Raw genomic sequence first — 23,092 nt, forward strand, 5'->3', positions numbered from 1 at the left:
CCTAGGCTGGGGACATGGCCGATCCGCACCCCGTCCTCGCCGCCTCCGCCCCCGTCCTCGCCGCCTCCGCTCCCGTCCTCGCCGCCTCCGCTCCCGACCTCGACCCTGGCGCGCTGGACGCCGTCCGCGCGCTCGTGGCCGCCGCCGAGCGTCCCGTGGTGCTCTCCGGGGCGGGGATGAGCGCCGAGTCCGGCATCCCCACGTTCCGTGACGCCCAGACCGGCCTGTGGGAGCGCTTCTCCGCGGAACAGCTCGCCACGGAGGAGGCGTTCCTCGCCGATCCCGCGCTCGTGTGGTCCTGGTACCGGTGGCGTGCCCGGATGGTGCGGGCCCGCCGACCGAATCCGGGGCACGACGCCGTCGCCGCCTGGCAGCGCCGCACACCCGACCTGGAGGTGGTCACCCAGAACGTGGACGACCTGCACGAGCGGGCCGGCGCCCGCGTGCTCGCGCACCTGCACGGCTCGCTGTTCGAACACCGCTGCGCCGAGTGCGGGGCCCCGGCGGACGTGGACCCGGGCGCGCCCTCGGACGTGGACGCGGCCGGCTCGGAGGCGGACCTGGAGGCGATGCTGCGTGAGGCGCCGCCGGCGTGCCCGGCGTGCGGGACGGGACGGATCCGGCCGGGCGTGGTGTGGTTCGGCGAGATGCTGCCGCAGGAGCCGTGGGAGCGCGCCTACGAGGCGCTGGAGCGCTGCGACCTGGCCCTCGTCGTCGGCACCTCGGGCCTGATCCAGCCGGCCGCGTCCCTGCCGTTCGTGGCGCTGGGAGCCGGGGTCGCCGTCGTCGAGGTGAACCCCGTGAAGACCGAGCTGAGCGGCGCGGTGACGCACGCGCTGCGCGGCTCGGCCGGGGCGGTGCTGCCCGCGCTCGTCGCCGGCGTCTGGCCCGGGCCGTCGGGGGCCTTGTCGACTGCGAGGCACGTCACATGGTGACGCAATAGACAACACACGCATGACTTAATAGGCTCCCCTTGCCGGCCCGCCAGGAACCCCTGGCCCGCGGCGCCGCCCCCGCCACTCCTCCCGAATCGAGATTGCCATGCCCCAGTCCCGCGCCCTCTCGCGTGGTGTCCGCCTCTCGGCCGTGTCCGCCACGCTGCTGCTCGCCCTGACCGCCTGCGCCGGCGGCACCGGCGGCTCCGGCTCGGACTCCGCGTCCGGCGCGGCGTCCGGCTCCGCCTCCGCCGCCGAGTCGGACAAGAAGGTCACCCTGTACTCGGGCCGCAGCGAGGACCTCGTCCAGCCGATCCTGGACGAGTTCACCGACGAGACCGGCATCGAGGTGGAGGTCCGCTACGACAAGACCCCCGCCATGGCCGCGCAGCTGATCGAGGAGGGCGAGGGCTCCCCCGCCGACGTGTTCCTCTCCCAGGATGCGGGCGCGCTCGGCGCCGTCGCCAAGGAGGGCCTGTTCACGCCCCTCGCCCAGGAGACCCTGGACCGCGTGCCCGAGACCTACCGGGACGACGAGGGCGACTGGGTCGGCCTGACCGGCCGCGTCCGCGTGCTGGCCTACAACGAGGAGAAGGTCCCCGAGGCCGACCTCCCGACGTCGGTCGACGAGCTGACCGATCCGAAGTGGAAGGGCCGCGTCGGCGTCGCCCCCACCAACGCGTCCTTCCAGACGTTCGTCACCGCCCTTCGCCTGCAGAAGGGCGAGGACGAGGCCCGGACCTGGCTCGAGGACTTCGCCGCCAACGACCCGCAGCGCCGCGAGAAGAACGGCGAGATCCTCGCCGACGTGGACGCCGGCACCCTGGACACCGGCCTGGTCAACCACTACTACCTGTTCGAGCTGGCCCGGGAGAAGGGCGTCGCCCCGGAGGAGCTGGGCGCGTCCCTGCACTTCTTCCCCGACGGCGACCTCGGCTCGCTGGTGAACGTGTCCGGCATGGGCCTGGTGGGCGAGCAGGAGGACGGCGACGCCGCCGCCCTCGTGGAGTACCTTCTCTCCGAGGACGGTCAGTCGTACTTCGCCGAGGAGACCGGCGAGTACCCGCTCGTGGAGGGCGTGGAGCAGCCGGCCGGCTTCCCGGAGCTCTCCGAGGTCAAGGCCCCCGACGTGGACCTCAACGACCTGGACGACCTCCAGACCACCATCCAGATGATCCAGGAGGCGGGCCTGCTCTGACCCCCCGAGCACCGGAGCCGGCCGTCCGCCGCACGCGCGGACGGCGCGCTCCCGCGGCGCTGACCGCCGCGGCCCTCGTGGCCGCGGCGGTCGCGCTCGTCCCCATCGGCTACCTGTTCCTGCGCACCGCCCAGGGCGGGTTCGGCCCCTGGCTGGACGCCGTCGTGAGCCCGCGCGTGGGCGCCCTGGCCGCCACCTCGCTCGCGCTCACCGCCGTGGTGACCGCGCTGTGCCTGGTGATCGGCGTGGGCGCCGCCTGGCTCGTCACCCGCACCGACACGCCCGGCCGCGGCCTGCTGGCCGTCCTGCTGGCGCTGCCGCTGGCCGTGCCCTCCTACGTGGCGGCGTTCACGTGGGTGTCCGTCTCGGACCTGCTGCCCGGCGTGGAGGCGGGGCGCTTCGAGGGGTTCTGGGCCGCGGTGACGGTGATGACCCTCTACACGTACCCGTACGTATACCTGCCGGTGGCGGCCGCGCTCTCCCGCATCGACCCCGGCCAGGAGGACGTGGCCCGCTCGCTCGGCCGCGGCCCCGCCGCCACGCTGTTCACCGTCACGCTCGCCCAAGTGCGCCCGGCGATCGCCGGCGGCGCCCTGCTGGTGGCCCTCTACGTGCTCTCCGACTTCGGCGCCGTGGCCATCCTGCGCTTGGACACCTTCACCCGGGCGATCTTCACGGCGCTCGAGGTGGGCTTCAACCGGCAGCTCGCCCTCACCCTGGCCACCGTGCTCGTGCTGCTGACGGTGCTGGTGCTCTGGGGCGAGTCCCGCACCCGCCGGGCCGACGACGGCGTCCGCTCCGGTCGCACGGTCCGCCGGGTCAGCGTGCACCGGCTGGGCCGGTCCCGCTGGGTCGGCACCGGGCTCCTCGCCGTGGTCACGGGCGCCGCGCTGGGCGTGCCCGCGGTGAGCCTGGTCCGCTGGATGGGCGAGGGCACGTCCCTGTCCGCCGTCCGGGACCGCTGGCTCGACGCCGTCTCCGGCTCCGTGGTCCTGGCGGGCGCGGGCGCGGCGCTCACCCTCGCCCTCGCCCTGCCGATCGGCATCCTCGCCGCCCGCCACCCGGGGCGCGTCTCCCGGATCGCCGAGCGCGCCGCGTTCCTCGCGCACGGGCTGCCCGGCGTCGTCGTGGGGCTCTCCCTCGTGTTCCTCGGGGTCTCCCTGGTCCCGGCGCTCTACCAGACCACGTGGATGGTGGCCTTCGCCTACGCCACCCTGTTCCTGCCGCTGGCGGTCACGTCGGTGGCCGGGGCCGTCGCCCAGTCCTCCCCTGCCCTCGAGGAGGCGGCCCGGTCCCTGGGCTCCTCGGGCGCCGAGGTGCTGCGCCGCGTGACCCTGCCGCTGGCGCTGCCGGGGGTGGGCGCCGGCGTCGCGCTGGTGGCCCTCACCGCCATGAAGGAGCTGCCCGCCACGCTGCTGCTGCGGCCCACCGGCATGGACACGCTCGCCACCCGCCTGTGGAACGCCACCAGCGTGGGCCGGTACGCCGAGGCCGCCCCCTACGCGCTCACCCTCGTGCTGCTCGCCGCGGTGCCCACGTGGGTGGTGGTCCACCGCACGGGGATCGTCGCGGCCGTGCGCGGCCGCTCGAGCGCCCCGTCGACCCCGAACGAGGTGTCAGAATGACCGCCATGCCCTCCCCCGCCGCCTCGACCCGCGCGTCCCGCCCGGCCGGTCCCCGGCCCGGCGTCGGCCACGCCGTGTCCGTGGCCGACCTCGGCGCCTCCTACGGGGAGGGGCCCGTCCTGGAGGGCGTGCAGTTCGACCTGGAGCCGGGCGAGCTGCTCGCCGTGCTCGGCCCCTCCGGCTGCGGGAAGACCACGCTGCTGCGCTGCCTGGCCGGCTTCGAGCGCATCGAGTCCGGCCGCATCAGCCTTGCCGGCTCCGTGGTGGCCCTGCCCCGCGTGCACGTGCCCGCCCACCGCCGGCACGTGGCCGTGGTGCCCCAGGACGGCGCCCTGTTCCCGCACCTGAGCGTGGCGGAGAACGTGGGCTTCGGGCTGCGCCGCCGCCGGCCCGGGCGGATGGCCCGCATCCAGGAGTGCCTCGAGCTCGTGGACCTCGCCGGCCACGGCGAGCGCATGCCGCACGAGCTCTCCGGCGGCCAGCAGCAGCGCGTGGCCCTGGCCCGGGCGATGGCCCCGCGCCCGCCGCTGATCCTGCTGGACGAGCCCTTCGGCGCCCTCGACGCCTCCCTGCGCAGCGGCCTGCGCCGGGACGTGCGCCAGGCGCTGAAGGAGGACGGCGCCACGGCCGTGCTCGTCACCCACGACCAGTCCGAGGCCCTGTCCATGGCCGACCGCGCGGCCGTGATGCGGGCCGGGCGCCTGCGCCAGCTGGGCACGCCGGACGAGGTGTACGCGCACCCGGCCGACGCCTGGGTCGCCGCGTTCGTCGGGGAGGCCTCCCTGCTGCCGCTGCTGGACGTGACCGGGCCGGAGCGCGACGGCGGCCGGCGGATCGGGCGCACCGCCCTCGGCCCGGTGCCCCTGCACGGGGCGCGTGCGGCCACGGCTGTGCCCGGGGACCTCGTGGTGGTCCGCCCCGAGCACGTGCGCGGCACCCTCGACCCGACCGTTGACGTGGACGGGGTCGAGGCCGCGCGCGTCTGGACGCCCGCCACCGTGGTGGACGTGGACTACCGCGGCCACGACTCGGTGGCCACGGTCCAGCTGGCCGACGGCACCCGGGCCCAGGCCCGCGTGGAGGGGGCGCTGCCCCCGCTCGACGCCGCCTGCGGGGTCCGGCTCGCGGGCCCGTGCGCCGTCGTCGCCCCGGGCGAGTGACCGGCCCGGGGCGGCCCCTCAGATCCAGACGCGCCGGAACTCCGCGCCCTGCACCAGGGTGTGATGCCACTCGACGGCGGTCGAATCGGTGAGCGAGGCGATCTGGTCGATCACCACGCGCCGCCGGGCGGCGTCGTCGGGGGCCTGCGCCCAGTCGAACGCGAACATCGGCTCGAGGTACCGGTCCCCCGTGGCGTCCAGCAGCGCCACGAGCTCCGCAAGCACCTCGCGCTGCCGCGCGTAGAGCGGCTGACGCTGCTCCGCGGTCATCACGTAGGCCGCCGCGATGCCCTTCATCACGGCGATCTCGGTCTCCGTCTCCTCGGGCACCACGACGTCGGCGCCGTGGCGGGTCAGCGGCTCGTTGCCGAACACCTGGCGCGTGGCGTCGAAGGCGGCGGTGCAGAACCGGCCGATCAGCTGGCTCGTCATGTCCTTCATCGCCGCCAGCGCCCGCCGGGAGCCGTCCATCTCGGAGACCCACACGTCGGTGGCCTCGAGGCGGGCCAGGGCCGCGTCGACCTCGGCCGGGTCCGTGTGCGGCAGGTACCACTGGCGGGTGGTCTCCACGACGCGCTCCCGGTGCTCCGGGATGGCCAGCCACTTGAGCTGGAACACGGCGTTGACCACGCCGTCCTCGACGTCGTGCACGGAGTAGGAGATGTCGTCCGCGAGGTCCATGACCTGGGCCTCCATGGACGTGCGCGTGCCGGGCACCCCGGCGCGGAACCAGCGGAACACGGGCAGGTCGTCCTCGTAGACGCCGAACTTGCGCGACCGCGTGCCGTCCGGGCGCAGCGGGGCGTCCTCACGGGTCCATGGGTACTTGCATGCGGCGTCGAGGGCGGCCCGCGTGAGGTTCAGGCCCGCGGAGGAGCCGTCCGCGAAGAGCTTCTTCTGCTCGAGGCGGGCCAGCAAGCGCAGGGTCTGGGCGTTGCCCTCGAAGCCGCCGACGTCCTCGCTGAGCGCGTCGAGCGCCTTCTCCCCGTTGTGCCCGAAGGGCGGGTGGCCGAGGTCGTGGGACAGGCAGGCGGTGTCCACGAGGTCGGGGTCGCAGCCCAGCGACCGGCCGAGCTCACGCCCCACCTGCGCCACCTCGAGCGAGTGGGTCAGGCGGGTGCGGGCGAAGTCGTCCGCGTCCGGGGCGACCACCTGGGTCTTGGCCCCCAGCCGGCGCAGGCCCGCGGAGTGCAGCACGCGGGCACGGTCCCGCTCGAAGTCCGAACGGTAGGAGGACTTGGGCGGCTCGGGCAGCCACCGCTCCCGGTCCCACGGCGTGTAGCCGGGGGTCTGCACGGCGCGGCCGGCATACGGGGGCCGGCCTTCCGGGCCGAACAGCACCGGCTGGTGGGCGGCGCCGGTCCAGTGCGACGACGGCGCGGCGGGCGTTCCGGCGGCGGGCACCGGCGTCGTGGGCTCAGCCACCGGAGACGTCCAGCTCGGCGGCCTGGATCATGGCCTGCTGCTCGGCGTTGAGCTCGCGGGAGTCCAGCCAGCCGTCCGGCAGGTGCGGGCGCTTGGGGGCGCCGGCCCGGCCGCGGGGGCCCTCGGCGGCCTCGCCCGGGTAGGGCTGGTCGCGGTCCACGCGGGTGAGGATCTCGCGCATCGTGGCCAGGTCCGGGACGGTGGACAGCGCGGTGCGGATCTCCGAGCCCACGGGGTAGCCCTTGAAGTACCAGGCCACGTGCTTGCGGATGTCCCGCAGCGCCTTGAGCTCGTCGCCGCCGAAGGTGTCCACGAGCAGCTCGGCGTGGCGGTACAGCGTGTCCGCGACCATGCCCAGGGTCGGCTGGAACCGGTCCTGGCGGCCCTCGAAGGCGGCCTGCAGGTCCCCGAACAGCCAGGGCCTTCCCTGGCAGCCGCGGCCGATCACGACGCCGTCCACGCCCGTGCGCTCGACCATCGCGATGGCGTCCTCCGCGGACCAGATGTCGCCGTTGCCGAGCACGGGGATGTCCGGCAGGGCCTCGCGCAGCCGGGCGATGTCGTCCCACACGGCGGTGCCCGAGTAGAACTGGCGCGTGGTGCGGCCGTGGAGGGCGACGGCGGCGACGCCGAGGTCGCGGGCCGTGCGGCCGGCGTCGAGGAAGGTCAGGTGGTCCTCGTCGATGCCGCGGCGCATCTTCACGGTCACCGGGATGTCCTTCTTGGCCGCCTCGGTCACGGCCGCCTTGACGATCGAGGCGAACAGCTCCGACTTCCACGGCAGGGCGGAGCCGCCGCCGCGGCGGGTCACCTTGGGCACGGGGCAGCCGAAGTTCATGTCGATGTGGTCGCAGCGGTCCTCCTCGACCAGCATCCGCACCGCGGCGCCGGTGGTGACCGGATCCACCGAGTAGAGCTGGACGGAGCGGGGCACCTCGTCCGGGTCGTGCTGGATGATCCGCATCGACTCGGGCTTGCGCTCCACGAGAGCCCGGGCGGTGACCATTTCGTTCACGTAGAGGCCGCCGCCGTACTCCCGGCACAGGCGCCGGAACGCGGTGTTCGTGATGCCGGCCATCGGGGCGAGCACCACGGGGACGTCGATGGTCAGCGGTCCCAGCCGCAGCGGGGGCAGGGTCAGGCGGTCCGTCGTCGGGGCGGGGTGGCGGCCCTCGTGGAGCTGGTCGTCGTCGGTGATGCGTCGACCCGCGCCGGCGGACTTGGCGTAGTGCGCGGCGTGAGGGTCGGCAACGTCGTCGGCGTCGGTCATCGCCGCGGCGGGGAGGGTGTGGGAAGAAGTCATGTCGGATCCCATTCTTCCATTCCGCCCGGCACCCGCGTCACCGTGCCCCACGACGAGGCCCGCTGGGAGGCGATCACCGAGGCACCCCGCCGGGACGGGCAGACCATCCTCCCGGCGGGTCAGGCCTCCGACGCCGGCGCCGCGTCCCCGCCGTCGAGCACCGCCAGCAGGTCAGCACCGGCGAACATCTGAGCGGTCTGACGCGCCGAGGGGGTGCCCGCGTCCGGGTCCGCCCCGGCCGCGAGCAGATGCCGCATCGAGGCGACATCCCGTTTGAACGTGGCGCAGGTCAGGGCGCGCTGGCCGCGATCGTTGGCGTGCTCGATCTCGGCGCCGGCCTCGATGAGCATCGCCACGGTGTCCGGGTGCTCGTGGTAGGCGGCGAGGGTGAGGAACGAGTCGCCCGTGTGGTTGCGCAGGCGCGTGCTCACCCCGGCGTCCAGGTATGCCTTCAGCTGGGCCGTGTCCCCGTCCCGCGCCATGTCGAAGAGCCGGTTCGCCAGCTCGATGTCCTTCTCGCTCCACTGCTCGCTCATGCCCGCCAGTATGGCGGACGCCGCGGCGATCGACCGCTCCGCAGCGACATCTCCGCGGGTCTGCCCGCAGGTGATGTCGCCGGCCGGCGGTCAGACGAGCACCGTGAACAGCCCCGCCCGCCCCGCGGTTGCACCCGGCATGACCCGCAAGCACCTCGGCTTCCTCAACTTCGGCCACTGGATCCACCGGCCCGGCGCCGAACCGGACGCGCGGCAGGCCCTCGACGACGTCGTCGCCATGGCCGTGGCCGCCGAGGACGCCGGGCTCGACGGCGCCTGGCTGCGCGTCCACCACTTCCAGCGGATGTTCTCCTCGCCGTTCCCGATCCTCGCCGCGATGGCCGCCCGCACCGAGCGGATCAGCCTCGGCACCGGCGTGATCGACCTGCGGTAGCGCATGTCGGGGTTGCAACACTCGTCCACGTAAGCTTGGTTGCATGGTCGAACTGGTAGCGCTGAGGAAGACGAACGAGGTGGCGGCCTACGTCCGCGCCTCCATGGACCGCAAAGGCGACCGCTGGACGGTCGATACACAACTGAGGAAGATCGGGGCATTGGCCGAGGCCAAGGACTGGAACGTGGTCGAGGTCTACGAGGACAACGCGGTGTCGGCGACGAAGAAGCGTCGAGCTGGCACCCGCTGGGCCGAGATGTTGGACGACGCCCGAGCAGGTCGATTCTCGATGGTCGTCGCCGTGGACATGGACCGACTGCTGCGGAGCACGAAGGACCTCAACACGCTGATCGACCTCGGCCTGCGCGTCGTCACAGTGGACGGCGAGATCGACCTCTCGACGGCCGACGGAGAGTTCCGAGCGACGATGCTCGCCGCTCTCGCCCGGTTCGAGGCTCGACGCAAGGCGGAGCGGCAGATCAGGTCGAACGAGCGCCGCCGCGCCGAAGGCATCCCGGCGTCCACCTGGAAGGCGTTCGGTTGGACGAGGGAGGGCGAGCTGATCGAGGAGGAGGCCGCCGCAGTTCGGCGGGCCTTCGATGCGTTCCTCGGTGAGCCGTCGCTGTCGATCCGTCGCATCCGGGAGGACTTGAACAGCGCTGGCCACCTCACCGCCCGCGGGTCGGAGTTCTCCGTCGATGCTGTGCGGTATCTGCTGGCGAACTCGCTCTACGCTGGCTTCATCCGCCACTACAAGACCGGCGAGCTGTACCCGGTGCAGGGCGAGGCGTTCCCGCCCATCGTCGGCGAGCAGACGTGGCGGGCCGCGGTGGCGAAGCTGGAGGACAACGTGCGGAGGTCGGCGAGGCAGGGCAATCAGCCGAAGTACCTCCTGTCCACGATCGGCCTCTGTGGGAAGTGCGGCGCGACGCTCGTCTCGGGGACGAACAGCCGCAAGCAGCCGACGTACCGTTGTGGCGAGCAGTTCCATCTCACCCGCCAGCGCGAGCCCGTCGATGCGATGGTCACCGAGGCGGTGCTCACGCGCCTGTCGTCCGTGGACGTGCACGACCTCGTGATGCCGCAGGAAGCCGCCGGGCCGGATCGCGAGGAACTGCTGACCGAACGGAACGCCCTGGTCGAGCGGGTGAAGGAGCTGAGCCCGCTGCTGCGCGACATCCATCAGCCGGTCCTGGAGATCACGGCGGCGATCAACGACGTGAAGGCTCGCATCGACGAGATCGACGCGGAGCTGCTCGACCGCTCGGTGTCGGTGGCGGCGAAGCTGCTGGCGGAGGTCGATGAGCCGGTCGGCACCGCGGAGCGCCGCGAGGTTGTCGAGTCGAAGTGGAAGGCGTTGGACATGGACCGTCGCCGGATGCTCGTGGACGAGCTGGTGACGGTGACCATCGAGCCCATCATGCCGGGTCACGTGAAGTTCGACCCCGATCTCGTGCGGATCGAGCCGAGACGCGACTGACTCATGACTCGACTCGTCATTGCACTGGTGAGTCGAGTCATGGAAGAATGGTTGCAGACTAGAAGATCCCACCGGGGCCGCGACTTAGAAGCGCGGGGTTCTGCTCCCGGATGAGTAGCCGGTCAAACAGCCCAATTACCGTGGCGGGGAACCGGAAGATACTCATGTCTGAGGACTTCCGATGTCTGTCGTTATCGACGTTCCCCGCGCATCCGCGCTCGTCCGCCCTGGCCTCGATCAGGGCTCCGCTCCTTCTCCGCAGGCAGACGGCCACGATCCCGTCATCGCCGCCGCCCGCGCCGCTGGCCGCCGAGCCGGTGAGCGCCTGGCACTCACTCCGCTGACCCCGCGCCAGCGCGCCGCCGTTGCCTCTGTGATGGGCGGTGGTCGCTGATGAGCGCGAACTCCGCCGCCTTCGATCACTTGACCGGCTTCCGCTGGCGTCAGGGCGACCCGTCCCTCGCCGACGCCGAGGCCCAGCTCTACGACCTCGGCGTGCTCCGCTCTGTGCTGGAAAGGCCGTCGAGATCGCCGTCGCCGACGCCCGAGCCGATGGGGTGACCTGGGCCAGGATCGGCGACGCCCTCGGCGTCACGCATCAGGCTGTCATCAAGCGCTACGGCCGGGGCGGTGGTCGCTGATGTACGCCGACGCACGCAACCTCAGCACCGCTCCCACCAACCTGACCCCGCCCGGAGGGCCTGGCCTGGCACCCGCCGAAGGCGGGCTGCCCGTCGTCGTGATGGCTGCCCGTAGCCGTGCTTCGCACTCCAAGAGTTACGAGACCCCCATTCGTTCCTACGGGCGCGGCAAGGGCTTGTCGATTGCCGCGCCTTGCAACAACATGCCTGGTCAGCGGCCTGTTCCGCCCTCGCTCCGTCGCGTGGTCCCGCGGGATCATATGGGGTCTCATTTGGGGGTCAATAGGGGGTCATTTAGGCGCCGCACTCCCTCTGAGGCCCTCCGCGCCGCCCGCGGCGGGGGTGGTCGCCGTGGCTAAGCAGGAGAACAACCCGACGAGCATCGGGCTCACGCAGTACCTCGATCCGTCGTACTGGGCCTGGGCTGCCGAGGACCCGAACGGGGCCGCGCTGCTCCAGCAGGGTGCCGAGGCGATCCTCGCCTACGTGGTGCAGCGGCTCGAGGCCACCGGCTGCCAGGTCGTCGAGGCCTACGGCATCGTGCACGACAAGGACGAGCGCGAGGTCTGGAGTGACACGGAGAAGGCCCTGGTGGTCGAACCGAAGCCCGAGCACCTGCACGCCGTGATCAAGTTCGCCAGCCGTGCGAAGAGTGCGCCGCTGGATCGGCTCGCGTTCGGCATCGGCGTCGAGCCCCAGTACGTCGAGAAGCCTGGCCGCGGGCGGTACGCCTTCGACAACATGCTGTCGTATCTGACGCACGTGAAGTACGCGGACAAGCACCAGTACGCGCCTTCGGAGGTCGCCACGGTGCGTGGGCCTGACTACCTCGGGATCGACGCCCAGCGCCGGGAGACGTGGCTGAAGGGCCGCGCCCACGTGAAGAAGAAGATCGTCGCCGAGAACTTCGAGGACATGCGGGAGCGCGTTCTCCAAGGTGAGATCACGCGGGATCAGATCATGCTCACGGACGAGCTGTTCGATATCTACTCGCGGCATCAGCGGGAGATCGACGACGCGCTGTCGGCCTACGGCCAGCGTCGCGCATACCGGGCGGCGGCGAAGCTGCGCGCCGGTGAGTTCTCGACGCACGTGGTGTTCGTCCATGGGGATGCCGGGATCGGCAAGACCCGGTTCGCCACGGACTTCATTACCGAGGCGATCAACGCGGCGAACGCGCACGGCGAGCGGTGGCAGGTCTACCGGGCCGCGACGGGGAACCCGCTTGATGACTGGCGGGGCGAGGAAGTGCTGCTGCTGGACGATCTGCGGGCCTCGGCGATGGATGCGAACGACTGGCTGCTGCTGCTCGATCCGTACAACGCCTCGCCTGCGAAGGCCCGCTACAAGAACAAGGGCGAGGTCGCCCCGCGCCTCATCGTCATCACGGCGACGATCGAGCCCGTCGAGTTCTTCTACTACGCCCGCCAGAAGGGCAACGTGGACGAGGCGCTGGACCAGTTCATCCGCCGGCTGGCCTCGGTCGTGAAGGTCTATCGTGCCGACGACATCAATCGTTACCTCGTGCAGCACATCGGGAAGATCGAGCCCTACGAGTGGCACCAGTGCAGCGTTCCGACCGCCGCGCACACGCCCGGTATGTACGGCAACGCGTACCACCAGAACGTCGGGTCGCGGGAACTGACCTACGGCCCGGAGACCTCGGCCGAACATGATGCGGAGGGCGCGGTTGCTGAGCTGCTGGGTGGGCTCGCGGTGCGGAGCCCTGACGTGCCGCTGGCGCTGATCGGAGGTGCCGCATGAGCACCGAACGCGATGCGCTCTTCCAGGGGGTCGAGGGGGCCGGAGGCCCCTCGCAAGCAGCCGGGGAGGACATGAGCGCCAGCGAAACGTCCGACACGGCTACTGCTTGCCACTCTGGCGTACAGGTGGAGCAGCAGACCGACTCCCAGGTGAACACCGGTCGGGCTGATGCGGAGGCTGTGCGCCAGAGTCACGGCGGCGCGAAGCGTCGTCGTGGGGGCGGCGGGAGGCTCGACACCCGCTTCGATGACGCCACGCTCGCGGCGCTTCGCACTCGTGCGAAGCGGCTCGGGCTGGCTCCGAGCACGTGGGTGCGGACCGTCGTGCGCGATGCCCTGCACGCCTCTCGGAGCGAGGAGCTGGATGCCGCCGTGGCCGCGCAGCTGCTCGGGGTCGAGGAGCGCGTGCAGGCGTCTGCTGATGCTCGGGAGCTGGCCGCCCAGGTGCGCCCGCTCGCGATCAACGTCAACGACCTGGACCGCCGTGCTCGCGCGGGTGAGCCGGTGGCGCTGTCGGCGGAGGTGCCCGAGCTGATCGAGCTGCTGCACGAGGTCCGCGCGCTGCTCGGGGATCGGGCGGCCTCATGAGCACGACGCATTACAGTCCGAGCGCCAACGCCGCCGACACCGAGCGCTACATCCGGGGCAAGGAGGACGAGCGCGGCGTCGCGATCACGGGCGACGTGCCGGGAGGCCCCGGCGCGTTCTCGGCGCGCGCCCGCGCGCTCACCCAGAACACGAAGCGTGACGTCGAGGCGCTGCACTACAGGCAGTCGTTCAGCGACGACGAGTTCGACCCAAAGAATCCTGAGGACGTGCAGCGGGTGAACGATCTGGGTTACCAGCTCGCGAAGAAGATGCACCCCAACGCGGACTGCCTCGTGGTGAGCCATGTGGACGGACGCGGGAAGAAGCCGCACAACCACATCTTGGTCATCAACCACAGCAATCGGACGGGGAAGGCGCTCTCGGACTATCGCACGTTCCACGACCGCAAGGCCGGGAACCAGCGGGGCGTTCAGTCAGCGAACGACGAGCTCATGCGCGAGCACGGTCTCTCGGTCGTGAAGCGTCTGGAGCACGCGCCGAAGGACTGGGAGCTGCGCCGCGAGGACTTCGCCGAGGGCGGGCTCGACCGCGAGATGGGCGACCGGATGAGCGCCGCCCTGGCTGATCCCCGTGCGGTGGACAAGGCCGGTCTCGAAGCGGTGATCGAGGAGCAGAACCAGCAGCTCGGCGATGACGGGGAGCGGGTGCCGCGGATGCGGTTGCACAGCCCCGTCAGCAAGAAGGGCAAGCGCGCCGGGCAGGAGACCTGGACGCTCTACATCGAGGACCGCCGCGGCGAGTCCGGACGCGCCGAGCGCCGCAAGCGCGCGAGCGCACTCTCGGCGGACTTCACCCCGGAGGGCGCGCAGGCGTTCTTCGACTATCACCAGCAGCAGGAGGAGCAGGAACATGAGCGCAGCGCTCGACAGGCTGAAGCAGCAGAACGCGCAGAGCGGATCGCAGCAGCAGCTCGACAGTCCGGAGACGATGGAGGCGTTGACCTCGATCCTCGCCGCCGTCGAGGCGCAGAACGCGAGGCTCGACCGGCTGGCCGAGCAGCAGAAGAAGCTCGCAGGGTTCGTGAAGGTCATGGACGAGGAGACGACGAGGCGGCTGGAGCGGATCACGGCCTCGGCGTCGACCTCCTCGCCCTCCAGCGACGCGTCCGCGAGGATCGCGAGTATCGAGAGCAGGCTGAACGAGATCGCGAGCACGCTCGGCGAGTTCGCGCAGAGTCTCAACGGCGAGAGCTTGAACGCCGCGTCGCAGAGCTTGGTCGCGGAGGCGCAGAGGAATCACGCGGCTACGGCATCGGCGATTGAGGGGCTCAAGGCGCGGGCCGCGGCGAACCAGAAGCTCGTCAGCCAGGTCGGCGGCGCGGTGCAGCGGATCGAAAAGCGCACCGAGGAGCGAGTCGTGAAGGCCGTCGAACAGGTCGCCGGGGAGGCGTCTGCCACGATCGCGGCAAACCTCGACGCATCGAACGAGCGCGCCGAGCGGATCATCGCTGCCACGGCGAAGCTGGAGGCCCGTCAGCTCTGGTCGGCCGCCGCCGCGATGTGCCTCGCACTCCTGCCGGTGGTGGTGGTCGTCGCCGGGCTCTGGATGGGCATCGCTGGGCTCATCACAGGCGCTCAGTGGGCGCTGGACGTGGACGGTAGCGTGTGGCTCGGGATCGGGCGCTGGCTCGTGATCGCCGCGGGCCTCGCGGCGGCCGGCTACGGGGTCTTCGCGTCCGTCCGCTGGGTTGCTGGCCTCGTGGAGACCTGGAAGGGTCGCGGGATGCCGACGTGGCCGAACTGGCGACGATGACTGGAGCCACTCGAACTACTGACCCCGGTCAGTAGTCGAACGATTGCCGCAGCAGCCGGTCGAGCGACGTCGGTGCCGCCGCAGTCGCCGGAGGACGATCGCCGCTGTGACGGCCACCCCGACTGCGATCCCGGCACCGATGAGCCAAGGGTTGCCGAGGAAACCTCCGATACCTGCGAGGGCTCCGCCCGCGGCGAGGAGAGGCAGGCCGCAGCAGATCAGCAGCGGAAGCGCGCAGCATGCCAACAGGAGCAAGCCCGTCCCAGCACCGACAAGCACGCCCGCGCGATGCGAGTCGTGGTCCTTATCGCCGCTCATCGTCTGTTCCTCTCCCAGCTGAGCGTTCCCCCCGATTGTCTGCGTGCGCGTTCACGCGCAGCACGACAGGAGCGACGGATCGGTGGTGAAGGCCTTGGCGGCGATCCGGATGCCCTCGGCCATGGTCAGGTAGGGGGCCCAGGCGTCGGCGACCTCGGCGACCGTCTTGCCGAGCACGTGGACCCCGGCGGCGGCGAGCTCGCCGGCGTCCTTGGCGACGGCGGTGATGCCGAGAATCTTCCCGGTGTCGGCGTCCACGACGATCTTGACGAAGCCGCGGGTGTCGCGGTTGACCAGTGCGCGGGGCACGTGGTGCAGCGGCAGGACGCGGCAGTCGCAGCGGATCCCGGCGGCGACGACGTCCTTCTCGGTCATCCCGACCGCGCCGATCGCCGGGCCGGTGAACGTCACCCTCGGCAGTCGGGCGTAGTCCACGGCCCGGTCGGCGTCGGCGAACGCGTTCTCGGCGACGAGGGTGCCGTGGTGGGCGGCGACGTAGACGAACTCGGGGTGGCCGGTCACGTCGCCCGCGGCCCAGATCCGCGGGTGGGAGGACTGCATCCGGTCGGAGACGACCACCTCGCCGAGGTCCCCGGTCTCGACCCCGACCCTGTCGAGGCCGAGCCCGTCGGTGACCGGTCGTCGTCCGAGGGCGACGAGCACCTGGTCGGCGCGGAACTCCTCCCGCCCCCCGGCGACGTCCGCGGTGACGACGGCCTGCCCGGTCGCGGCGTCGCGGGACACCCGCGTCGGCAGCGCGCGGCGGACCACCCGGATGCCCTCGTCGGCGAACACCTCCTCCAGCGTCCTGGACACCTCCGGCTCCTCCTTCGACGCGAGCCGGGACCGGACCAGCACGGTGACCTGGGAGCCGAGCCGGGCGAACAGCTGCGCCTGCTCCAGGGCGACGTAGCCGCCGCCGAGCACGAGCAGGGACTCAGGGAGTTCGGTCAGCTCCATCGCCGTGGTCGAGGTCAGGTACCCGGTCTCGTCCAGGCCGTCGATCGGCGGGGCCCACGGCCGAGAGCCGGTCGCCACCAGGAAGTGCCCGGCCTCGATCGTCTCGGTGCTGCCGTCGTCCCCGGCGACCTGGAGGACCGGAGCGTCGGGGGTGCCGGCGAACGCGGCGTCGCCGCGGCGGACGGCCCACCCGTAGGAGTCGGCGACGTCGGCGTACTTCTCGCCCCGCAGCGACTCGACCAGCGCCTGCTTCCCGGCGATCAGGGCGGGCATGTCCACCGGCCCCGCCGTCGTCGCGATCCCCGGGAACCGGTCGGCGGCGTCGGCCGCGGAGTGCCGTGCGTCGGCCGCGGCGATCAGGGCCTTCGACGGCACGCAGCCGGTGTTCACGCAGGTGCCGCCCAGCGTCCCGCGCTCGATCATCACCACCGACTTGCCGAGCGTGGTCGCGCGGATCGCGGCGGCGAACGCACCACCGCCCGATCCGATGATGGCGAGGTCGTACTTCGTGGGCATCGCAGCTCCTGTCAACACTTGGTCTTCCGGTCTGTCTCAGCCATACTGGACCTTCCAGTGCAGGGGAAGGTCAAGAGGACTTCTGCCGAAAGAAGAGGGGGCCTGCGATGCGCATCGGGGAACTCGCCGAGCGGGCGGGAACGACGGCGAAGACGCTGCGGTTCTACGAGGAGCAGGGCCTGCTGCCGCCGGCCGAGCGCACGCCGTCCGGATACCGCGACTACGCGCCCGAGACGGCCGCCCGGATCGACTTCGTCCACCGCGGCCAGGCCGCGGGCCTCACCCTCGCCCAGATCCGCCAGATCCTCGACATCCGCGACGACGGCGCTGCTCCCTGCGAGCACGTGCGCGACCTCCTCGACGCACGCCTCGCCGAGATCGAGCAGCAGATCGCCCAGCTCGCCGCGCTGCGCGACACCATCACCGAGCTCAGACGCGACGCCGCGCAGCCCGACCCCGACTCGTGCAGCGCGGACCAGGTCTGCCGGTACCTGTAAACGGCAGAGCCGGTCGCACCAACGCCACAAGCCCGACATGCGCTATGAGAACCCCCTGTACATGGCCGAGGCCGCGGCCACCACGGACCTCATCTCCGGCGGCCGGCTCGAGCTCGGCGTCTCCCGCGGCTCACCCGAGGCCGCCCTCGACGGCCAGGCGCAGTTCGGCTACGCCCTCGACGAGGGGCAGACCTGGGCCGACGTGACCCGAGAGCGCGGACGCCGGTTCCTCTCGGCCGTGCGCGGCGAGGGCATCGCAACGCCGGACCTCACCTCCGGCTGGGCGCACAGCTCGCAGCCGCTGCGGATCGAGCCGCACTCCCCCGGGCTCGCGGACCGCATCTGGTGGGGGTCCGGCTCTGTGGGCTCGGTGGCCGGCGCCGCCGCGGACGGCTACAACATGCTCTCCTCCACCCTGCTCCTGCAGGACGACGGCCGCCCCTTCCACGTCCAGCAGGCCGACCAGATCGCCCGCTACCGGGAGGCCTTCGCCGCGGCCGGCCACGCCGGTCCGGGCCGCACGGCGGTCACGCGCTCCGCGTTCGTCATCCAGGACCGGGAGGACGAGCTGTACTTCGGCCGGGAGCGGGCCTCGCGCGACTCCTCCGGCATGCTCGAGGGCGGCGCCGCCCGCTCCGGCCCGACCTATGCCGGGTCCGCCGAGGAGGTCGCGGAGAAGCTCGCCGCCGACGACGCCGTCGCCGCCGCCGACTGGGTCCTGTTCGCCAACCCCAATCAGCTCGGGGTCGAGTACAACGCGAAGATCTTCGCCGGCTGGGCGGAGGTCTGGCGCCTGCTCGGCTGGGATGCATGAGCCAGGCCGCGCCGCACCTCCCAGCCGCCGCCGACGACGCCGCCCGAGCCCGTCGCGCGCGCTGGGCCGTCACCGCCGCCTTCGCGACGAACGGCGCCCTGCTCGGCGCGCTCATCCCGCACTACCCGGAGGCCAAGGCCGTATTCCGCCTGGACCCGGCCGCCTTCGGCCTGCTCGTCATCGCGCTCGCCGTGGGCGGCACGCTCGCCGGGCCCCTGCCCGCGCCGATCCTGCGCCGGTTCGGCGCCCGACGCGTCATGCTCGCCGGCAGCGTGGCCATCGCCCTGCTCACGACGGCGGCCGGTCTCGTCCTCGACGTCGCCGGGGCGGGCGCGGGGGCCGGGCACGGTGCGGGCACGGCCGCGGCCTGGCCGCTGTGGGTCTTCGCGGGCCTCGTCCTGGCCTCAGGCGTGCTCGACGCCGTCGTGGACACCGCCCAGAACGCGCAGGGCCTGCAGGTGCAGACCCGGCTGGCCCGGCCCGTGCTCACGACCATGCACGCCGGCTGGAGCCTCGGAGCGGCCGCCGGTGCCGGGCTCGGTGCGGCGGTCATCACCGTGGGCGGCCCCGCGGCCCTGCACCTGGGGCTCAACGGCGCCGTGTGCGTCGCGGTGCTGCTGGGGGTCCGGCGCCTGTTCCTGGCGGAGGCGCCCTCGGACTCGGCGTCCGCCCGCGACGCCTCGGATCAGTCACCCGCGCCGTCGGAGACGTCCGCACCGCCCGCCCCGGCCCTGCCCCGCCGCGCCGCCGTGGCCGCGCTCCTCCCCGCCGTGGTGATCGGGATGGCCGGCTTCGGCGTGGAGGAGTTCGGCAACGCGTGGGCCACCCTGTTCCTGATCACCGAGCGCGGCCTGGACCCGGCCGCGGCGGTGCTCGGCGCGTCGACGCTGCTGGGCGCGCAGTTCGTCGGACGCCTCGCGGGCGACCGCACCCTCGCCGCCCTGGGCCGCCGCGGGGCGCTGACGGCGGGGCTGGGCGCCGTCGTCGTGGGGCTGGGACTGGCCCTGGCGCCGCTGCCGGGGCCGGTGGCCGTGCCTGCCGCGTTCGCGGGGCTGGCGCTGGCGGGGCTGGGCTGCGCCGTGGTGGTGCCCGTGGCCTATGCGCTCGGCGACGAGGCGCCCGGGCTCCGGCCGCAGACCGGGCTGGCGGTGACGAGCTGGTGCATGCGGCTGGCCGGGGTCGGGCTCAGCCCGGCGGTCGGGGCGCTGGCCGGCGCCGTCGGTCTGGCACCGGCGCTGACGGTGTTCCTGGGCCTGGCCGCCGTCGGGGCGGTGCTGGCCGCCCGGCTGCCCGCCTCCCCGCAGAGTGGTCACGACACGCCGTCTCGCGCGGGTGCACGCGGCGTGTCGTGACCACTCTGTGCCCGGGGTCCGGGGTACAGGGCCCGGGGTCCGGGGCAGGCAGAAACCGCTCAGTCGTCGTCGACCTCGCCGGCGAGGGCCTGGGCCGCCAGGTGCTCCTCGGTCGCGGCCGCCCGGTTCACGCGCCCGGCGCGTCGTCCACGAACACGTACGTGTCCACCAGCGTCCGCGCCGCGTTGCCGCCGATGAGCCCGTCCACGATCCGTTCCAGAGGCGCCATCGCCTCGTCCACCTCGATCTGCACGGGGTACTGGGCCACGAGCAGGGCGAGCAGGTCGGCCACGGCCTGCAGCGCGTCCTCCTCCCCCAGCTCCGGATCCCAGCCCACGAGCACGTCGGCCGGCGCGTCCTGGCGCTCCGGCGTGTAGGACACCGCGAACGCGCGGACGCGCCCACCCTCGGCCTTCGGCGCGTCGCGGAGCACGACCGCGCCCGCGGCCCCGGTGGCCGGACCCAGCAGCAGCTGCTGGGCGGCCCCGACGCTCAGGGTCGACGGGTCCCACGCGTGCACGGCGTCGTAGAACGCGGTGACCGCCTGCGTCAGCTCGACGGAGCCGGTCGAGGCCTCCTCGAGGACCACGCCGTCCGGGTGCTCCTCCCCGCGCACGTCCGGCAGGCCGATGGCGCCCGGGGCGATCGCGACGCGGCGGGAGCGCTGCACGGGGGTGAAGCCCTCGGCCACGAGGAACGCCTCGGTGCCGGCGGCCAGCGCGGCGGTCTGGGAGCGCACGGCGTCCGTGTCCACGGGCGGGCGGACGGTCGCACCGTCGGCCTCGGTCTGCGGGTCGGCGCCGGTCACGCCGGGCACCAGGGCGTCCTTGGCGAACCGGGCCTTCAGGGCCGTCGTCGGGATGGCGCCGGCGGCGTGCGCCTCCGCGGCGAGCCCCCGCAGGGCCGCCACGAGCGCCCGGCCGATGCCCCGGCGCCGCTCGGCGGCCGCGGTCTCGACGTACAGCCACAGCCGCCGCGGGTGCACGGACGAGGCATAGACGACGCCGGCGGCCACCGGCACGCCGGCGGCCTCGGCCACGAGCGCGCGGCGCCAGGGCCGTTCCGCGTCCTCGGCGAGCATCGCCCGGTCCTGGTGCTGCTGCGCGTTGGCCGGGTCGCCCCACACCTCGAGCAGGGCCAGGTCGTCCCCGGGCCGCCAGGGACGCAGCACGATCTCCCCGCCGGCGACCGCGGCGGAGTCGAACAGCGCGCCGCCGTCGTCGTGGCCCGCGGCCCCGGCCGCTCCCGTCACGTCCCCGCTCACTTGACCAGGCGCTCCAGCAGGTAGGACTTCACCTGGGACAGGGCCACGCGCTCCTGGGCCATGGTGTCCCGCTCGCGGATGGTCACGGCCTGGTCCTCGAGGGTGTCGAAGTCCACGGTGATGCAGAACGGGGTGCCGATCTCGTCCTGGCGGCGGTAGCGACGGCCGATCGCGCCGGAGTCGTCCGTCTCGATGTTCCAGAGGGTGCGCAGCTCCGCCGCGAGGGACTGGGTGGCCGGCTGCAGCTCGGGCTTCTTCGACAGCGGGAGCACGGCGGCCTTGACCGGGGCCAGGCGCGGGTCCAGCTTGAGCACGGTGCGCACGTCCACGCCGCCCTTGGCGTTCGGGGCCTCGTCCTCGGCATAGGCGTCCACGAGGAACGCCATCATGGCGCGGGTCAGGCCGAAGGACGGCTCGATCACGTACGGGGTGTAGTGCTCGTTGTTGGCCTGGTCGAAGTACTGCATCTTGGTGCCCGAGTGCTCGGTGTGCCGCCCGAGGTCGTAGTCGGTGCGGTTCGCGATGCCCATCAGCTCGCCCCAGCCGTCGCCGCCGGTGAACCCGAAGTCGTACTCGAGGTCGATCGTGGCGTCGGAGTAGTGCGCCCGCTCGTCTGCGGGGACGTCGAACTTCCGCAGGTGCGCGGGGTCGATGCCGAGGTCGATGAACCAGTCCCAGCAGTCCTCGACCCAGCGGTCGAAGTGCTGCTTCGCCTCGGCCGGCGGCACGAAGTACTCGATCTCCATCTGCTCGAACTCGCGGGTGCGGAAGATGAAGTTGCCCGGGGTGATCTCGTTGCGGAACGCCTTGCCGATCTGGCCGATGCCGAACGGCGGCTTCTTCCGGGCCGCGCCCAGCACGTTGAGGAAGTTCACGAAGATGCCCTGCGCCGTCTCCGGGCGCATGTAGTGCAGGCCCTCCTCGTTGTCCACGGGGCCGAGGTAGGTCTTGACCAGGCCCGAGAACAGCTGCGGCTCGGTCCAGGCACCCTGGGTGCCGCAGTCCGGGCACACGATCTCGGCCATGCCCTCGGCCGGCCGGCCCTTCTTGGCCTCGAACGCCTCGAGCAGGTGGTCCTGGCGGTGGCGCCTGTGGCACTGGGTGCACTCCACGAGCGGGTCGGTGAAGGTCTCGACGTGGCCGGAGGCCTCCCACACCGCGCGCGGCAGGATGATGGAGGAGTCCAGGCCCACCATGTCCTCGCGGGAGCGCACGAAGGTCTTCCACCACTCGGCCTTGATGTTCTCCTTCAGCTCCACGCCCAGGGGCCCGTAGTCCCACGCGGAGCGCGAACCGCCGTAGATCTCACCGGCCTGGAACACGAAGCCTCGGCGCTTGGCGAGGTTGATGACGTTGTCCAGCGGGGACTTGGCAGCCATGGGGGCATCACTTCCGTACTCATCGGCGGGGCGGGAGGGGATCACGACGACGACGGCACCCGGCCGCCTCCGACGCGGCGGGCCCGTTCCGGCGCGGCGCGCCGGTCGATCCCGTCCAGCCTACCGGCCATGATGGACACCATGACCGAGACGAACGCACCCGACGCCCAGCCCCTGCCCATCCGTGACGAGTCCATCCGCCTCGGCCAGGCGCTCAAGCTCGCCTCCCTCGTGGAGGACGGGGCCATGGCCCGCGACGTCGTCACCGACGGGCTCGTCACCGTCAACGGCGCGGTGGAGATGCGCCGCGGCGCCCAGCTGCACGACGGGGACGTCGTGGAGTTCGCCGGCGAGGCGTTCGTCGTCCAGGCCGGGCAGGCCTGAGCCGACGCCGCGGCGGGCGGCCGTGGCGCCGTCGTCGAACAGGTCCGGTGCGTCAGCCGCGGGGCGGCACCATGTGTGCGAGGTACTCCTTCACGTGGCCCAGCTCCTGCTCGTTGATCCCGTGGCCGAGCCCGGCGTAGACGATCTTCATGAGGTCCACGTGGGCGTTCAGCCAGGCATGGGTCTCCTCGACCCGGGGCTCGGAGATGATCGGGTCCTCCTGGCCGCGGCCCCAGAAGACCTTCGGTCGGACGCGGGCGACGTCGTCGTCGCGGGTGAACAGCTCGCGCAGCCGCGGCTCGGTGAGCTCCGGGTCCACCACGAAGCCGGACAGCGCCACGGTGCACGCGTAGGCCTCCGGGTCCAGGCGCAGCAGCGACGTGGCCATCGCCATGCCCTGCGAGAAGCCGAGCAGGGAGACGGTGCGGAAGTCCCCGCGCACCGCCTGCACCCAGGCGTGCAGGGCCTCGACGGCCTCGCGGACCGGCTCGGCGGTGGAGCCCAGCTCGCCCGTGACGGGGTCCTGGGAGAGCGGGAACCAGGCGTGGGAGCCCGGCTGCAGGGGCAGGGGCGCGCGGACGGCGGCCACCGTGACGTGCTCGGGCAGGTGCGGGACGAGGCCGAACAGGTCGTCCTCGTTCGCGCCGTAGCCGTGCAGGACGATCAGCAGGTCCTCGGTGCGCTCGCCCTCGGGGCGGGACCAGCGGACGACGGGCTCGACGGCGGGGGTGGGGTTCGCGTTCACGTCCGCCAGCCTAGCGAGCGGCACGGTCGGCCCCTCCCGGAG

At 72.6% G+C, this 23,092-nt stretch carries 20 protein-coding genes and 2 pseudogenes; 15 read left to right on the plus strand and 7 right to left on the minus strand.

The features are described from left to right. Positions 1-14 precede the first annotated feature (14 nt). The 4 genes from ACUJ8O_RS08650 (at position 15) to ACUJ8O_RS08665 (ending at position 4,918) form a co-directional block, all read left to right on the plus strand. Positions 15-935 (plus strand): SIR2 family NAD-dependent protein deacylase, encoded by a 921-nt coding sequence (locus ACUJ8O_RS08650; protein ID WP_036317446.1) that lies wholly within the window; start codon positions 15-17, stop codon positions 933-935. Between the two features lie 106 nt (positions 936-1,041). Beyond that, entirely contained in the window at positions 1,042-2,133 is a 1,092-nt protein-coding gene (locus ACUJ8O_RS08655) for an iron ABC transporter substrate-binding protein (RefSeq protein ID WP_036317448.1), read from the plus strand. Between the two features lie 77 nt (positions 2,134-2,210). Continuing rightward, positions 2,211-3,758: an ABC transporter permease gene (locus ACUJ8O_RS08660; RefSeq protein ID WP_010079202.1), complete on the plus strand. Its 1,548-nt coding sequence runs from the start codon at positions 2,211-2,213 to the stop codon at positions 3,756-3,758. Between the two features lie 5 nt (positions 3,759-3,763). Continuing rightward, positions 3,764-4,918 carry an ABC transporter ATP-binding protein gene (locus ACUJ8O_RS08665; protein WP_197458565.1) on the plus strand — a complete coding sequence of 385 codons (1,155 nt, stop codon included), beginning with the start codon at positions 3,764-3,766 and terminating at the stop codon, positions 4,916-4,918. An 18-nt stretch (positions 4,919-4,936) separates the two neighbouring features. Here ACUJ8O_RS08665 and ACUJ8O_RS08670 read toward each other — a convergent pair whose 3' ends face one another. From ACUJ8O_RS08670 to ACUJ8O_RS08680, 3 genes are all read right to left on the minus strand, one after another. Next, on the minus strand, positions 4,937-6,343 hold the full coding sequence (locus ACUJ8O_RS08670) for a deoxyguanosinetriphosphate triphosphohydrolase (RefSeq protein ID WP_101967287.1): 1,407 nt from the start codon (positions 6,341-6,343) through the stop codon (positions 4,937-4,939). Continuing rightward, a complete protein-coding gene (gene dusB, locus ACUJ8O_RS08675) occupies positions 6,336-7,646 on the minus strand; it encodes a tRNA dihydrouridine synthase DusB (protein WP_445373314.1) in 1,311 nt (436 codons plus the stop codon). Before dusB ends, ACUJ8O_RS08670 begins: the two co-directional genes overlap by 8 nt. 119 nt (positions 7,647-7,765) lie before the next feature. Next, positions 7,766-8,182, minus strand: a complete 417-nt coding sequence (locus tag ACUJ8O_RS08680) for an ankyrin repeat domain-containing protein (RefSeq protein WP_010079207.1) — start codon at positions 8,180-8,182, stop codon at positions 7,766-7,768. A gap of 139 nt (positions 8,183-8,321) precedes the next feature. Here ACUJ8O_RS08680 and ACUJ8O_RS08685 point away from each other — a divergent pair, with 139 nt between their 5' ends. From ACUJ8O_RS08685 to ACUJ8O_RS08715, 7 genes and pseudogenes are all read left to right on the plus strand, one after another. Next, the gene (locus ACUJ8O_RS08685; RefSeq protein ID WP_100058355.1) at positions 8,322-8,576 is read left to right on the plus strand and encodes an LLM class flavin-dependent oxidoreductase; all 255 of its coding nucleotides are present in this window, start codon (positions 8,322-8,324) and stop codon (positions 8,574-8,576) included. A gap of 43 nt (positions 8,577-8,619) precedes the next feature. Then, the gene (locus tag ACUJ8O_RS08690; RefSeq protein WP_445373315.1) at positions 8,620-10,056 is read left to right on the plus strand and encodes a recombinase family protein; all 1,437 of its coding nucleotides are present in this window, start codon (positions 8,620-8,622) and stop codon (positions 10,054-10,056) included. 393 nt (positions 10,057-10,449) lie between these two features. Beyond that, positions 10,450-10,697: pseudogene (locus tag ACUJ8O_RS08695) on the plus strand (hypothetical protein). Between the two features lie 342 nt (positions 10,698-11,039). Beyond that, positions 11,040-12,461 carry a Rep family protein gene (locus ACUJ8O_RS08700; protein WP_073117383.1) on the plus strand — a complete coding sequence of 474 codons (1,422 nt, stop codon included), beginning with the start codon at positions 11,040-11,042 and terminating at the stop codon, positions 12,459-12,461. A 125-nt stretch (positions 12,462-12,586) separates the two neighbouring features. Continuing rightward, positions 12,587-13,048 (plus strand): hypothetical protein, encoded by a 462-nt coding sequence (locus ACUJ8O_RS08705; RefSeq protein WP_225348371.1) that lies wholly within the window; start codon positions 12,587-12,589, stop codon positions 13,046-13,048. Continuing rightward, positions 13,045-13,506: pseudogene (locus ACUJ8O_RS08710) on the plus strand (relaxase/mobilization nuclease domain-containing protein); the annotation flags it as partial. The gene ACUJ8O_RS08705 and the pseudogene ACUJ8O_RS08710, both read left to right, overlap by 4 nt. Before the next feature lie 412 nt (positions 13,507-13,918). Then, on the plus strand, positions 13,919-14,821 hold the full coding sequence (locus ACUJ8O_RS08715; RefSeq protein ID WP_445373316.1) for a hypothetical protein: 903 nt from the start codon (positions 13,919-13,921) through the stop codon (positions 14,819-14,821). Positions 14,822-15,190: 369 nt separating this feature from the next. Here ACUJ8O_RS08715 and merA read toward each other — a convergent pair whose 3' ends face one another. Next, on the minus strand, positions 15,191-16,615 hold the full coding sequence (merA, locus tag ACUJ8O_RS08720) for a mercury(II) reductase (protein ID WP_010079213.1): 1,425 nt from the start codon (positions 16,613-16,615) through the stop codon (positions 15,191-15,193). 107 nt (positions 16,616-16,722) lie between these two features. Between merA and ACUJ8O_RS08725 the strand changes: the two genes are divergently transcribed. Genes ACUJ8O_RS08725 through ACUJ8O_RS08735 form a run of 3 tightly spaced genes read left to right on the plus strand, consistent with a single transcriptional unit; the run spans position 16,723 to position 19,278 of the window. After that, positions 16,723-17,112 carry a heavy metal-responsive transcriptional regulator gene (locus tag ACUJ8O_RS08725; RefSeq protein ID WP_010079214.1) on the plus strand — a complete coding sequence of 130 codons (390 nt, stop codon included), beginning with the start codon at positions 16,723-16,725 and terminating at the stop codon, positions 17,110-17,112. A 37-nt stretch (positions 17,113-17,149) separates the two neighbouring features. Then, entirely contained in the window at positions 17,150-17,926 is a 777-nt protein-coding gene (locus ACUJ8O_RS08730) for an LLM class flavin-dependent oxidoreductase (protein ID WP_144919193.1), read from the plus strand. Beyond that, a complete protein-coding gene (locus ACUJ8O_RS08735; protein ID WP_152743831.1) occupies positions 17,923-19,278 on the plus strand; it encodes an MFS transporter in 1,356 nt (451 codons plus the stop codon). Before ACUJ8O_RS08730 ends, ACUJ8O_RS08735 begins: the two co-directional genes overlap by 4 nt. Before the next feature lie 127 nt (positions 19,279-19,405). Here the strand turns inward: ACUJ8O_RS08735 and ACUJ8O_RS08740 are convergent, their stop codons facing one another. Further along, a complete protein-coding gene (locus ACUJ8O_RS08740; RefSeq protein WP_095347178.1) occupies positions 19,406-20,542 on the minus strand; it encodes a GNAT family N-acetyltransferase in 1,137 nt (378 codons plus the stop codon). Further along, positions 20,539-21,921, minus strand: coding sequence for a glycine--tRNA ligase (locus ACUJ8O_RS08745; RefSeq protein ID WP_095347179.1), 1,383 nt, complete (start codon positions 21,919-21,921; stop codon positions 20,539-20,541). The genes ACUJ8O_RS08740 and ACUJ8O_RS08745 overlap by 4 nt, the downstream gene beginning before the upstream one ends. Before the next feature lie 141 nt (positions 21,922-22,062). Between ACUJ8O_RS08745 and ACUJ8O_RS08750 the strand changes: the two genes are divergently transcribed. Further along, entirely contained in the window at positions 22,063-22,305 is a 243-nt protein-coding gene (locus ACUJ8O_RS08750; protein WP_095347181.1) for an RNA-binding S4 domain-containing protein, read from the plus strand. Between the two features lie 52 nt (positions 22,306-22,357). On the opposite strand, the gene ACUJ8O_RS08755 is transcribed toward ACUJ8O_RS08750, so the two are convergent. Then, positions 22,358-23,050 (minus strand): alpha/beta hydrolase, encoded by a 693-nt coding sequence (locus ACUJ8O_RS08755; protein WP_095347183.1) that lies wholly within the window; start codon positions 23,048-23,050, stop codon positions 22,358-22,360. Positions 23,051-23,092: the final 42 nt, after the last annotated feature.

The sequence above is a fragment of the Micrococcus sp. EWR3.9.1 genome, assembly GCF_052615555.1.

What these genes read in the sequence shown, in the direction of transcription:
- ACUJ8O_RS08650 (WP_036317446.1), top strand. Translation starts at nt 15, where the DNA reads ATGGCCGATCCGCACCCCGTCCTCGCCGCCTCCGCCCCCGTCCTCGCC.
- ACUJ8O_RS08655 (WP_036317448.1), top strand. Translation starts at nt 1,042, where the DNA reads ATGCCCCAGTCCCGCGCCCTCTCGCGTGGTGTCCGCCTCTCGGCCGTG.
- ACUJ8O_RS08665 (WP_197458565.1), top strand. Translation starts at nt 3,764, where the DNA reads ATGCCCTCCCCCGCCGCCTCGACCCGCGCGTCCCGCCCGGCCGGTCCC.
- dusB (WP_445373314.1), bottom strand. Translation starts at nt 7,646, where the DNA reads ATGACTTCTTCCCACACCCTCCCCGCCGCGGCGATGACCGACGCCGAC.
- ACUJ8O_RS08680 (WP_010079207.1), bottom strand. Translation starts at nt 8,182, where the DNA reads ATGAGCGAGCAGTGGAGCGAGAAGGACATCGAGCTGGCGAACCGGCTC.
- ACUJ8O_RS08685 (WP_100058355.1), top strand. Translation starts at nt 8,322, where the DNA reads ATGACCCGCAAGCACCTCGGCTTCCTCAACTTCGGCCACTGGATCCAC.
- ACUJ8O_RS08690 (WP_445373315.1), top strand. Translation starts at nt 8,620, where the DNA reads ATGGTCGAACTGGTAGCGCTGAGGAAGACGAACGAGGTGGCGGCCTAC.
- ACUJ8O_RS08715 (WP_445373316.1), top strand. Translation starts at nt 13,919, where the DNA reads ATGAGCGCAGCGCTCGACAGGCTGAAGCAGCAGAACGCGCAGAGCGGA.
- merA (WP_010079213.1), bottom strand. Translation starts at nt 16,615, where the DNA reads ATGCCCACGAAGTACGACCTCGCCATCATCGGATCGGGCGGTGGTGCG.
- ACUJ8O_RS08725 (WP_010079214.1), top strand. Translation starts at nt 16,723, where the DNA reads ATGCGCATCGGGGAACTCGCCGAGCGGGCGGGAACGACGGCGAAGACG.
- ACUJ8O_RS08730 (WP_144919193.1), top strand. Translation starts at nt 17,150, where the DNA reads ATGCGCTATGAGAACCCCCTGTACATGGCCGAGGCCGCGGCCACCACG.
- ACUJ8O_RS08735 (WP_152743831.1), top strand. Translation starts at nt 17,923, where the DNA reads ATGAGCCAGGCCGCGCCGCACCTCCCAGCCGCCGCCGACGACGCCGCC.
- ACUJ8O_RS08745 (WP_095347179.1), bottom strand. Translation starts at nt 21,921, where the DNA reads ATGGCTGCCAAGTCCCCGCTGGACAACGTCATCAACCTCGCCAAGCGC.
- ACUJ8O_RS08750 (WP_095347181.1), top strand. Translation starts at nt 22,063, where the DNA reads ATGACCGAGACGAACGCACCCGACGCCCAGCCCCTGCCCATCCGTGAC.